This is a genomic window from Streptosporangium pseudovulgare (assembly GCF_014648055.1).
GTDB lineage: Bacteria > Actinomycetota > Actinomycetes > Streptosporangiales > Streptosporangiaceae > Streptosporangium > Streptosporangium pseudovulgare.
In genome coordinates this window covers 23,065-36,525 of the sequence record NZ_BMQJ01000018.1, presented here as the reverse complement: position 1 = coordinate 36,525, position 13,461 = coordinate 23,065, and the positions used below count along the sequence as shown (strand labels likewise).

The window sequence follows — 13,461 nt, the reverse complement described above, 5'->3', positions numbered from 1 at the left end:
CGTGGGGTGCCCGGTGACAGCCAGGAGCAGGGGAGCGGAGCCGCCATCGCCGTCGGGGCACTGCTCGACGGGGTCCCCGAGTCCGGAATCTTGGCAGAGCCGTTCTCTGTGCAGTCCCTTGGGGAACACGCTTCATGGTGAGGCATCGGAAGGCCCCGCCAGGAACTGCACGAATGAGGCTGCCTGGTCCGCCGTCGCGGACCCACGTGCGTTGTCGACCCTGCAGTTCCAAAAACGCTCCTCCTGTGAGGAGAGTTCGACCCCTCCTATCGGAGCGGCGCTCGCCCAGTTGGCCGGTCCGACCGCAAGGCCGAGCACCGTGGAACTGCCCGCGGTGACGGACAAGGAGTACTCCTGGGTCTGACGCGGCCCGCCGGACCGAGCATCGGCTATCGGGACCTCGGCAGTACCCACGAACATCCAACGGACATCCAACAGGCCTGGCTGCGGCCTGCGGTGATTCACCAGAAGGAGGTCACGGAGTGCGACGTCGGGTGACAGGGCCGGCGTCGACGGTGATGCGGGCGGATGTCTCTTCGCCCAGACGGACGTAGCGGCCAAGTCCGGCCAGGTGCTGGTGGCGGCGCTTGGCCTGCGCTCGGGCGCGGTGCAGTCGGCCTCGGCGAAGTGCTGCAGGGCGCTGTGGCGGAACTGGTGCAGGGGCCGGTCCTCACCGTGCAGATCCAGCTCGGGGGAAGCGGTCTTGAACAAGTGCTCGGCGCAGCGGTTCATGGGCCCCGGAAATCTACCGCGCCAGGTGGAGTTCTCCGATCGGCGTACCGCGGTGGATAGAGGCAGAATCTCAAGCCCTGGATGGACGACCGTGAATCTGTTGATCGTTATCGTGACATCGAATGTCGGATCAGGTAACGCGCGAGAGTAAATGACAGCGAGGCGTCATGTTCGCTGGTCATGCCGTCTTTGTGATCGCCCGAAGGAACGTCCCGAGGTTCGAGTCGATGCTGCGGTAAGGCCCCATGGGCGCGTCGCCTGCCGGGCGGTGAAGGCCACCGCAGGTCCCCCACGATCACAACCGAGCAACCGTCCCCTTGGGGACTGCGATCTGTATTGCCGAGGAGGAAAAGCTCATGGGATTACGGGGTGCGGCCATCGCCGTCCCGCTGATAATGGTGGCCGCGAGCGTGCTGACCATATCGGCTCCCGGTGAAAAACCGGCTGCGGCCGCGACAACGGCGTCGGGATCCACGCCGACCTCCCTGTCGATCATCCCGACGTCGTATCCCATTCCGTCGGATGCGATATTCGTGGCTCCCACAGGAAAGGACACCGACGCGGGCACGAAGGAGGCCCCGCTCCGGACCCCGGAAGCGGCCGCGGCCAGGGCTGCGGCGGGCAGGATGACCACGATCGTGCTGCGGGCGGGGGAATATCGCGAACGGCTGGGCAACGTCGCGGCTCCGGTCACTCTGCAGCCGTACCCGGGCGAGAAGGTCTGGTTCAAGGGCAGTCAGGAGATCCCGCTGAGCCAGTTGGTGGTCGACGGCAACGCCTGGCGGCTGGACGGCTGGAACCCGGGCAGTGTGTGCAGGTCGACGCCCCCGGCCTACGACGAGTGCATGAATCCCCAGCACTTCAATGATGACAACCCGGTCGGCGGGGACCCGCAGATGGTGTTCCTCGACGGTGAGCCGCTGCGCCAGGTGGCCACCCGCGAGGAGTTGAAGGCCGGCACCTTCTTCCACGATGGGACGACGGACAAGACGTACATCGGCAGTGACCCGACGGGGCGCAGACTCGAGATCACGGCCAAGAAGAGCGCCATGCACTTCTTCGCCGGCGCGGACGGTTCGGTCGTCCGCGGGCTCGGCTTCGCGCAGTACGGCACCAGCCAGAACCAGAGCAAGGAGCCGGCCGCGCTGATCGCGCAGGCCAAGGGCATGGTGTTCGAGAAGAACACGATCCTCCACAATGCGGCTGCCGGTCTGCTGGTCAACGCCGACGACGTCCGCGTGAGCGGCAACGTGATCGCGGAGAACGGGTACACCGGTATCACGGCTCACAAGTCAGGCAATCTGACGGTCGAGGGCAACCGGGTCCTGCGCAACAACACCGAGCAACTCGGCTTCTCCCTGGGGTACAACCTGTCGGGGGGCGGCATGGTCGCCACCCGAATCGCCAACGCCAGCGTGCGGGACAACGTCTTCGAGGCCAACCAGGGTGTGGGCTTCTGGTGCGACCTGTCCTGCTACAACCTGACGGTCGTACGCAACCTCATCCGCGCCAACTCACGCCATGGCCTGCAGTACAAGGTGTCGGGGCAGGCTCTGATCGCCTCCAACGTCCTGGCCGGCAACGGCATGACGGGCCTGAGCATCCTGGGCTCCAACAAGGTGCGGATCATCAACAACACCTCCGTCGGCAACGGGCAGGCCATCGCCGTGCAGGAGGACCCGCGGCCGACATGCCCCGGCGACGAGGACAACTGCCCGACCGACGCGGAGAAGGCGCTGGGCATCACCTGGGACACCGCGGAAACCACGCTGATGAACAACATCATCGCCGCCGGTGACAGCGCCGCGCCGCTGGTGAACACCACCGACAACAACTCCGTCGCGTCCGGGCGCCGGGTCGGCGGCGACGGCATGATCCCGGCCGCGAGCATGCATCACAACGGGTATTCGCGCACCGCCGCCGACACTCCTGGCACGCTCGTGCAGTGGTCGCGGGTGACCGGGGTGAGTCTGCACTACACGTCGCTGGCGGAGTTCCAGGCTGCGACCGGGCGCGACGCCGGCTCTCGCTATCAGGAGGCCGGCTATGTGGTCAACGCGGCGGCAGGCGACTATCGCCTGGTACCCGGCAGCCCGGCGGAGACGGCGGGCGCGGCGCTGCCTGCCGACGTCGCGGCGGCGATCGGCGTATCGGCGAGCGGACCGGTCAGGCTCGGCGCGCTGTCGTGGCCTGATGAGCCGGCCACGACCGAGCTGGTGCGCAACGGGACGATGGACGCCTCCCAGCCGCTTCCGTGGTGGTCGGCGGGAAACCCCGCGCTCGCCGTCGAGAACGGGGAACTACGGGCCACGGTCGCCGGTGGCGCAGCCGACGCGGAGGACGCCGTGGTCGTGCAGCGCACCGCGCCCCTGATCAGCGGTCACACCTACACGTTGTCCTTCGACGTCCGGGCCTCGGCCGACGTGGCGGTGCAGGTGGCCGTGCGGGAAGGAGAGGCACCGTACAACGACGCGTTCGCCCGCACCGTCGAGCTGGAGACGGCCGCCCAGCGTTTCTCCTTCCCGTTCACCTCCACCGTCGACACGAGCGTGGCGGAGGTCGCGTTCCAGCTCGGGGGCGCGGGCGCGTTCACGGCCCACCTCGACAACGTGTCGCTGGTGGAGAACACCTGGAGTGTGGCCAAGGAGCTCAAGCAGAGCGAGGCGGAGGCGCTCGCGGCCGCGGCGGCGAGCGGACAGCTGGTGGAGGTGCTGTCGGAACGCGGCGAGACCCGTGAGGTTTACGCTACCCCTGACGGCGGCTTCACCTCCAAGGAGCACTTCCAGCCGGTACGGGTGGTCAAGGACGGCGCCTGGGTGGCCGTCGACACCAAGCTGAGCAAGCAGGCCGACGGCTCGATCGTGCCCAACGCCACAACGACGCCGATCCGGCTGTCCGGCGGCGGCACCGGCCCGCTGGTGACGATCGAGCGGGCAGGCCGGCCGATGTCGCTGACCTGGGCGACGGCACTGCCCAAACCCTGGCTCGACGGAGACTCCGCCGTCTATCCCGGCGTTCTCCCCGACGTGGATCTCCGGGTCCGGGTGGAGCCTGACGGCTTCTCGCACATCCTGGTCGTGAAGACCGCCGCGGCGGCGAAGGATCCCCGCCTGGCCACCATCAAGCTGGGGCTCTCCGCGCCCGGCCTGACCGTACGCACCGCGGAGGACGGCACCCAGCAGGCGGTGGACGACGCGAGCGGCGGCGTCGTTTACGAGGCCCCGGTGCCGATCATGTGGGACTCCACGCAGCCCGCCGCTGCCGCGCGGTCGCTGACGGCTGACGGCGACACGGACCCCTCGTCGGAGGACCAGGGGGAAGGCGCCATCACGGAGGCCACGGCCGTCCAGCCCGGAGACACCTCCAAGATCGCCACGGTGGCCACGACCGTGAGCGGCGGGGAGATCGCGCTCAAGCCGGATCAGGACCTGCTCACCGGCGCCGACACCACCTTCCCGCTCTACATCGACCCGATGTGGGACACCCCCAGGGCCTCAGCCCGGCTGATGGTCTCCAGCGCGGGATGGTCGAAGTACAACTTCACCAAGAACGAGGGCATGGGCCGCTGCCCGCGGGACTACCCGCCCGCCGGGCGTTACTGCAACGGCTGGTACGAGAAGCGGCTGTTCTACCGCGTCCCGACCGCCCGGTTCGCGCACAAGGAGATCATCTCCGCCGAGTTCCACGCGCAGGAGACCTTCTCGACCTCGTGCAGGAAGCGGGTCGTGGACATCTACCTGGCCAAGGCCTTCGGGTCGGGCTCCACGTGGAACTCCACGTCGGACAACTGGGTGCGCCGCCTGGACAGCAGGAACGTGGCCAAGGGCTGGAGCTCCGGCTGTCCCGGGGGTGACGTGCTGTTCAACGTGACCAGCGCGGTGCGGCAGGCCGCCAAGGAGGGCTGGTCGAACACCACGTTCGGGCTGCGCGCCCGAGACGGCGGCGACCAGCTCGCCTGGAAGCGGTTCGACCGCAACGCGTTCGTCCGGGTGCACTACAACAGCCCGCCGCCGCAACCGAAGATGAGCCAGCTCTCCTCCAGCCCGGGCGGCCCGTGCCGCGGGCCGGACAGTCCGGCCACGTTCAACCAGCTCCCGACCCTCTACGCGAAGAACCTCACCGACCCCGACAACAAGGGCGTGGAGGGGGAGAAACTCAAGGCGCAGTTTCAGGTGAGCTGGAAGGAGAACGGCGTCACGAAGACCAAGAACCTCGGCACCGTCACGAAGATGTCCGCCAGCGGGGCGCGTAAGTCCTCCTTCAGCGTGAAGATCGCGACCGGCGTGGTCCCGCAGGGCGTCGTCGCCGGCTGGGGGGTGCGCGCTTACGACGGGCGGGCGTGGAGTCCGTGGAGCTGGGCGGGCAACGCGACGGCCTGCTACTTCATGTACGACGCGAGGGCACTGCCAGGGCCGAAGATCACCTCTGCCGGCGCCGACGGGTACCCGGCGCTCGATCCCGCCAACCCCGATCAGGTCCCCACTGATGGAGTCGGCAGGTACGGCACGTTCACCATCGCCCTCGATACCCGGGTGGCCAAGTACGCCTGGGCGATGAACACCGACCCCTCCGCGGGTTCGGCGAAGGCCAAGACCGCTGCCACCGAGTCGATCCAGGCGATGCCCACGTACTCGGGGCTGAACACGCTGTACGTGACGGCCTGGGACGCGGCCAACAACTGGTCGACAGGGACCTACGAGTTCTGGGTCGCCGACGGCAGGGGCCCGAAGGCGCACTGGAAGCTCGACGATGCGGAGGGGGCGACCAGCCTGGCCGACGCCCGGGGAGCCTATCCCGCCACGCCGCAGGGCGGCGCCGCCCTCGGCGCTTCCGGCGCGCTGGGCACGGCGATGCGGCTGAACGGCACCAGCTCCTACGCAGCCACCGGCGGCCCGGTGGTGGACACCACCAAGAACCTGGCCGTGTCGGCGTGGGTGAAGATGCCCGCCACGTTGCCCACCGCCCCCTTCGTCGTGGCCAGCCAGGCCGCGACGCAGAATTCGCCCTTCTACCTGAAGTACGACCCGGGCGACAAGAAATGGAAGTTCTGGCGGGTCCAGGCCGACACCAGCACCGCCGGAGCCGGCACCGCGTACTCCAAGGACCCGGCCAAGCCCGGCGTGTGGACCCACCTGGTCGGCGTGCAGGACGTGGTGGCCAAGAAGATGCGGCTCTACGTCAACGGTGTGGAAGGCGTGCCCGGCGACATGGGCGCGGCCTGGGCGAGCGGCAACGCCTTCCAGATCGGCCGTGGCCTGTACGCCGGGAAGTTCGCCGACTACACGCCGGGCATCGTGGACGACGTCAGGGTCTTCGACCGGGTGGTGACGGCCGACGAAGTGCACGACCTGTTCACGATCAAACCTCTGGTCGAGAGCAAGTGGCATCTCAACAGCGCGTCGGGCACCCCGGCGAGCAGCCCGGACACCGGTCAGGGAGTGGCGTACCCGCTGACGCTCAACGGCTCCGCCAAGATCACCAAGGACCCGTCCAAGGTGCTGGTGCAGTCGCCGGCCGGGACCACCGGCGGCGCGCTGGAACTGCCGGGCGGCAACAACGACTACGCCGCGGCGAACGGGGCGGTGATCGACACCCGGGACAGCTTCACCGTCTCCGTGTGGGTCTCCACCCCGGGCACACCCAGCCGTTCGATGGCCGTGCTGGCACTGGCGGGGTCGTACAACAGCGCGATCACTGTCAGGTATGACCCTGGCAAGCAGCGCTACGTGCTGGACGTACCCGACAAGGACGGCACCGGCGCGACCACGGCCAGCGTGGAGCACTCCACGTTCCACCAGGGCAACTTCGGAGACTGGGATCACCTCGCCGTCACCTACGACGCCACGGAGGGAACGGTCACCCTCTGGGTGAACGGGACGAGAGAGGCCGCGGCCGAAGCGGACAACCTGTCCTTCCGCCACCGCACCCGGCCGTTCGGCCCCATCGCCTCGCTGCAGGTGGGCCGGAGCCTTTCCGGCGGCGCCTATCCAGCGGGCAAGTCCTGGGCCGGTCTGGTCGATGACGTGTGGGTGCTGCGCGGAGTGGCCTCCCAGCAGCTCATCGACACGCTGACCGTGCCCACGGAGATCGGCTCGATTCCCGGCTGAACCGTCGCCGGCCGGTGGCGGCGAGCGCCACCGGCCGGCTCTCTCCGCCTGACTCCACGACCTGCTCGGAGGATTACGCATGACTGTCCGCGGTGTCTCGGCGCGGCTGGGAACCGGAAGGATTCACCGTTTCCTGCGCTTAGGACTCACGGCCGCGCTCACGGCGGGGCTCCTCACCGCCATGCCGGCCTACGGTACGGCACAGACCGGCCCAGAAACCCTCAAACCGGTTGACCGCGAGCCTGTGGTGGCCGGCAAATCACTGAAAGCCACGTCACGCAAGACCGCCCCACGTGCCCCGGAACCGGTCGTGCGCTGGCCGGACGCCGGTGAGGCCGTAGTGACGCTGGGAGGCGAACCCGGCGCCCCGGCGGTCACGGCGGAGAGCGGAACCCGCGCGCGACAGGCGGGGAACCTGCCGATCTGGGTCTCCACGCCGAAGGCGCAGGCCAAGGACACCACACCCGGCAAGGTCCGGGTGCGGATGCTGGACCGGTCGGCCACGGCCCGAGCCGGCGTCACGGGCGTGGTGTTCACCCTGGGCCAGGAGGGCGGCGCACCGGGCACGGTGGGCCTGCGCCTGAACTACTCCGGGTTCGCCGAGGCCTTCGGCGGCTCGTTCGGATCGCGGATGCGCCTGGTGACACTGCCCGCGTGCGCGCTGAGCACGCCGGACAGGCCGGAGTGCCGGACCACGACCCCGGTCCCCGCAGCCAACGACGCACGGGCCGGGACGATCACGGCCGAGGTCGAGGCGGCCGCCGAACCGGTCGTGTTCGCGGCCACCGCCGCCGCCGACAGCGCCAAGGGCGACTACAAGGCCACCGAGCTGGCGGCCTCGGCCACCTGGCAGGTCGGAACCCAGACCGGCGACTTCACCTGGGCGTATCCGCTGCGGATGCCTCCGGTGCCCGGCGGGCTCACCCCTGAGCTGGCCGTGTCCTACTCCTCGTCGTCCATCGACGGACGTACCTCCAGCTCCAACAACCAGGGCTCGCAGGTCGGAGACGGCTTCGACCTGTGGCCCGGCTACATCGAGCGTAGATACCGCTCCTGCGAGGACGACGGCGTCCCCAAGGACAGCACCTACGACGTCCACCCGATGGACCAGTGCTGGGGCTACGACAACGCCGTGCTGACGCTGGGCGGCAAGGGCGGCGAGCTGGTGCAGTCCGGCACCAACGAGTGGAGGCTGCGCAGGGACGACGGCACCCGGATCCAGAAGTTCGCAGGGTCCGACGCCGACACCGGCAACGGCGATGACAACAACGAGTACTGGCTGGTGACCGCCCCGGACGGGAAACGCTACTACTTCGGCAAGAACCGGCTGACCGGCTGGGCTTCCGGCAAGGCGGAGACCAAGTCCACGTGGACCGTGCCGGTCTTCGGTGACGATGCCGGCGAGCCCTGCCACGGCGACACCTTCGCCAAGTCGTGGTGCCAGCAGGCCTGGCGCTGGAATCTCGACTACGTCGAGGACCCCAACGGCAACGCGATCGTCTACTACTACGAGCAGGAGGGCAACCGCTACGGGCGTAACCTGCGGGCCGAAGACGACACGCCCTACGTGCGTGGCGGCTATCTGAAGAGCGTCGAGTACGGCCTGCGCAGCGACAACCTGTATCCGGCCAAGGCCCCGGCCCGGGTGGCGTTCACGGTGGGGGAGCGCTGCCTGCGCTCGGCCGCCGACTGCGCCGAGTCCAACATCGACGCCCACCCGGACTACTGGGAGGACGTTCCCTGGGACCTCAACTGCAAGGCCGACACCAAGTGCCAGGACTACAAGGGGGCCTCGGCGCCCACGTTCTGGACGCGCAAGCGGATCGTCGAGGCGGTCACAATGGTCGTCAAGAGCGACGGCAGCGGCCACCGGACGGTGGACTCCTGGTCGTTCTCGCACGACTGGGGCACGGCGGACGTGGACCGTCAGCTGCTGCTGAAGTCGATCGTCCACAAGGGGCACGTGGGACCGTCCGTCGTGACGATGCCGCCGGTGACCTTCGCCTACACCCAGCTGCCCAACCGGGTGGACGCCCTCGGCGACGACGTCGGGCCGTTCATCAAGAACCGGATCGGCTCCATCGGCAACGAGACCGGCGGCGTGCTGGACGTCAACTACGCCACGGCGGACTGCCGCGTCGGCGACACGCCGAGCCCGCCGACCAACCATCGCCGCTGTTTCCCGGTCTTCTGGGAGAAGACCAGCGGTGACGCCAAGCCGACGCTGGACTGGTTCCACAAATACGTGGTGACCCAGATCGCCCAGACCGACCTCACGGGCGGCTCACCGGACATGGTCACCGGCTACGACTACAGCATCGGCAGCCCCGCCTGGCGTTTCACCGACGACGACGGGCTCACCAAGGAGAAGTACCGTACCTGGTCCCAGTGGCAGGGCTACGACAAGGTACGCGTGCGTAGCGGCGTCACCAGTGCCGCGCCCGGCCAGACCGACTACTGGTTCTTCCAAGGCATGGACGGCGACCGGCTGAACGCCGACGGCGGCGTCAAACAGGTCGAGGTCAGTGACGGCGAGGGCGGCTCGTACACCGATCACGAGTCGTTTCAGGGCATGACCGTCAAGACGATCACCTACAACCGGGCAGGCGGCGATGCGGTCGTCAAGGCGGTGAACAAGCCCTGGCACCACCAGACCGCCTCCCGCACGCGCACGATCGACAAGGGCACCATCACCGTCACCGCCAACCTCACCGGCGTCGCGGGCATGCGTGCGATGAAGCAGGTCGGCGGCGGCTGGCAGACGACCAGGCAGAGCGTGAACTCCTTCAACCTCACCACCGGCGCGCCGGCCGTGGTGGACGACGAGGGCGACATCGCGCTCGCCGGTGACGAGAAGTGCGTCACCACGACGTTCACCGAGAACGGCGCCCGCGTCCTGGCCATACCGGCCCAGGTCAGAACCGTGGCCGGGCGCTGCGCCGACACCCCGGACCTGTCCAAGGACCTGATCTCCGAGGAACGCACGTACTACGACAACGGCGCCTTCAAGGCCGCACCGACCCGTGGCAACGCCACCCTGGTCGAGAAGGCGAAGGAGGCCACCGCGACGACGGTGACCCCTCTGGCCGTGACGCGTACCGCCTACGACCGGTACGGGCGCGCGGAGACCGTCACTGACGCCGCGGGCAGGACCACGACCATGAAGTACACCGAGACGCAGGGCCTGACCACGAAGGTTGAGGTGATCAGCCCACCGGCCATGGCCGGTGACGCCATCACGGCGCACACCACCAGCAAGGTCCTGGACCCGGCGTGGGGCAGCCCGATCAGCGACACTGACGCGGGCGGCAAGACCACCACCATCAACTACAACGCGCTCGGCCATCTGATCAAGGTGTGGACCGGCGGTCGTCCCGACACCGCCGTGCCTGACAAGGAGTTCGGCTACCTGATCCAGCCGAACGCGATCGTCGCCGTCGCCACCAGGTCCATCACCGCCGAGGGCGGTCAGGAACTGTCCTACACCCTGTTCGACGGCTGGCTGCGGGAGCGGCAGGTGCAAGCGGCCGGACGGGACGGCACGACCAAGGGACGGCTGGTCTCCGACACCTTCTACAACGCCGCGGGCGCGGTGGATCGTACCTACGAGAGCTACTACGCCGACGGCGAGCCGAAGCCGGAGCTGTTCGGGGTGGCCGACCCTGGCAAGATCGAGACCCAGCACGTCTACGAGTACGACGGCCAGGGCCGCAAGACGGCCGATCGGCTGCTGATCGGCAGCAGCGATGCGCAGGAGAGGTGGCGCACCCGCTACGAGTACGGCGGGAACTGGACCAAGGTGATCCCCCCGCCGGGCGGCACCCCGGTCACCACCTACACCGACGCGCTCGACCGCAAGACCGAGATCCGCGAGCACCGGACGACCGGCTACATCGCCACGACCTTCCGCTACGACCACCGCGGCCTGGAGTCCTCGGTCACCGGCCCCGGTAACCACGTCTGGACCACCCGGTACGACCTGCGCGGCCGCAAGATCGAGACCACCGATCCTGACAAGGGCCTCACCAAGTTCAGCTACAACGACCTGGATCAGCTCGTCCTGACGGAGGACGCGCGGGGCAAGAAGATCGGCGTCACCTACGACGGGCTCGGCCGCAAGACCGGCATGTACGACGCCACGTCCGCAACCCCCGGCACCAAGATCGCCGAGTGGGTCTACGACACGGTACGCAAGGGACAGCTCACCAGCTCCACGCGCATCGTGGACACGGCGCGGTACACCACCCAGATCGACTTCTACGACAACCTGAACCGGCCGACCCGCAAGCGGTACGTGCTTCCGAGCACCGAGGGAGCCCTGGCCCCCGTAGGGGGTTACGTCTTCGACACCACCTACAACCTGGACGGGAGCGTGAAGGCCTCCAGCAGTCCGGCGGCCGGTGACCTGCCGGCGGAGAACACCGCCTTCACCTACGACGGCCTCGGCCGTCTGGCAGCGCTGGGCTCCAACCTGTCGACCTATCTGGTGGGCGTCGACTACACCAAGACGGGCAAGGTCGTCGGCCAGCGCCTGTCGATCGGCGCCGCGGGCAAGCAGGTGGACCAGATCTTCTCCTACGAGTACGGCACCCAGCGCCTGAGCAAGGCCACCACGGCGCACGCCGGCACGTCGGGAACCGACCGCAGCATGGAGTACCGATACTCCGACTCCGGCAACCTGCTCCAGGCGACCGACACCTCCAGAGACGGCGTGGACAACCAGTGTTTCCGCTATGACGACCTGCAGCGGCTGACCGACGCCTGGACCCAGCAGACGGCCGCGGGAACCGCCACCACCTGCGCGGCCGACCCGAAGCAGGCCACGATCGGCGGGCCTGCGCCGTACCGGGTCGGCTACACCTACGACGACGTCGGCAACCGCACCGGTGAGACCCAGTACGGCGCCGGCCCCTCCGGCGGCACGCAGACCGCCACCCGCGGTTACCGCTACGCGGGCGGCTCCGGCGTCGACCCGAAGTACAAGGGACACCAGCTCTCCGAAGTGACGGGCAGCCCCGCGACCTACGACTACGACCCGAACGGCAACACCACGGCACGCAGGACGCCCTCCGGCAACCAGACGCTCCATTGGGACGCCGAGGGCGAACTGGTCAAGGTCGTGGACGACAAGAAGGGGGAGACCACCTTCCTCTACACCGCCGACGGTGACCGGCTGCTGCGCCGCGACCCGGCAGGCACCACGCTCTACCTGCCCGACATGGAGGTGCGGCTGCAGAAGGGCCAGACCACGGCCACGACCGCCCGGTACAACCAGTACGCCATGCGTACGAGCGCCGGTGTCACCTTCCTGGTCAACGACCACCACGGCACCGCCGAACTGGCGATCAACGCCACCGACGGCTCCATGAGCCGTCGCCGCTACACCCCCTTCGGCCAGGTACGGGCGAGCGCGGGCCAGTGGCCGGCCGGCGACGAGCAGGGATTCGTCGGCGGCGTCGTCGACTCCTCCACCGATCTCACGACACTCGGCGACCGCGGCTACGACCCGGACACCGGCCGGTTCATCTCGGTGGACCCGGAGATCGAGATGGGCCGTTCACAGCAGATGAACGGCTACAACTACGCCGACAACAACCCGACCACCCTGTCCGACCCGGACGGCCGGTTCCCCATCGTCAACCTCTACCTCCTCGGCTATCGGCAGTTCTGGTTCAACACAGCCAGCTACCGTTACCTCGTCCGGCAGAACATCTATCTGGTCCACATCCAGCTGAACATCTTCACCAGCTACTACCGCATTGCGGTGAGCAACTGGTACATCGCCGCGCGGCAGGCCATCCTCCAGGGCCCGGTCATGCCCGGGGCGAGACCTCCATGGCGGCTGCCCGGCACCCCCGACCCGGCCTCCCGTCCTGCCGCGCCGCCCAAACCCAAGGTGCCGAGCAAGCCGAAGAAGGGCCTGCTCGGCCTGTGCTTCGGCGTCAGGGGCGCCCTCGGCATCTCACTCGGCGTCGAAGCATGTCTGACCGGCGACCGCAAGGGCCCCGGTATCGCCACCACCGTCAAGGGCGGATTGTCCACCTCGATCGGTGGCGGATGGTACGGCGGCCTCATGTACGCGCCCAACGCCAACACCGAGGACCTGAACACCACGCCCGGCACGACGGACACCTACACCACCTTCAGCTACGAGAATGAAAAGAGGACGAAGGGCCTGGATCTCGACATGTATGGGGCGACCAACAGCCAGGGCCAGTTCACAGCCGCCGGCGTAGAAGTCGGCCGAGGCGTGAACATCGGCCTGGATGTCCCAGGCGAAAGGCAACCACCCTTGAAGAAAACGGTGCCGGGCCTCAGCGGCTCCCACGAACGGGGCGTCACCAAAGCTTGGCGGCTCCGCCACCCGGTGAAGTGGTACACCGAGAAATGGTGGAACGTCGTCCGCAGCACCGGCAATTACGGGTGAGCCTCAGCCCGGGGCCGCACGAGGCCGAGCCGATCACTCGGCCCCGGCCGGCACCGGTCACGCACGGGGCAACCGCGCGGACTGTCGACGAAGCATGATTCTCTGATCGGGCCCCACCCGCCCTCACGCGGGTGGGGCCGCTGTCCATACGTCGGTGGTCAACCGGCTGCGGTACGCGCCCGCGCGACTGCCACT

Annotated in this window: 4 protein-coding genes; 2 read left to right on the top strand and 2 right to left on the bottom strand. The window is 68.4% G+C overall.

All coding sequences use genetic code 11. The annotated features are described in order from the left end of the window. Positions 1-132 precede the first annotated feature (132 nt). Positions 133-732, bottom strand: coding sequence for a hypothetical protein (locus tag IEZ10_RS29850; protein ID WP_189249858.1), 600 nt, complete (start codon positions 730-732; stop codon positions 133-135). A gap of 295 nt (positions 733-1,027) precedes the next feature. Continuing rightward, positions 1,028-1,228: a hypothetical protein gene (locus IEZ10_RS29845; protein ID WP_189249857.1), complete on the bottom strand. Its 201-nt coding sequence runs from the start codon at positions 1,226-1,228 to the stop codon at positions 1,028-1,030. A 37-nt stretch (positions 1,229-1,265) separates the two neighbouring features. Between IEZ10_RS29845 and IEZ10_RS29840 the strand changes: the two genes are divergently transcribed. Both IEZ10_RS29840 and IEZ10_RS29835 read left to right on the top strand, forming a co-directional pair. Next, positions 1,266-6,839 (top strand): LamG-like jellyroll fold domain-containing protein, encoded by a 5,574-nt coding sequence (locus IEZ10_RS29840; protein ID WP_189249856.1) that lies wholly within the window; start codon positions 1,266-1,268, stop codon positions 6,837-6,839. 310 nt (positions 6,840-7,149) lie between these two features. Continuing rightward, a complete protein-coding gene (locus IEZ10_RS29835) occupies positions 7,150-13,266 on the top strand; it encodes an RHS repeat domain-containing protein (protein WP_189249855.1) in 6,117 nt (2,038 codons plus the stop codon). The last annotated feature ends 195 nt before the right edge of the window (positions 13,267-13,461 follow it).

Coding starts and splice junctions, on each gene's coding strand:
- IEZ10_RS29850 (WP_189249858.1), bottom strand. CDS start 732: ATGAACCGCTGCGCCGAGCACTTGTTCAAGACCGCTTCCCCCGAGCTG.
- IEZ10_RS29845 (WP_189249857.1), bottom strand. CDS start 1,228: ATGATCGACAGGGAGGTCGGCGTGGATCCCGACGCCGTTGTCGCGGCC.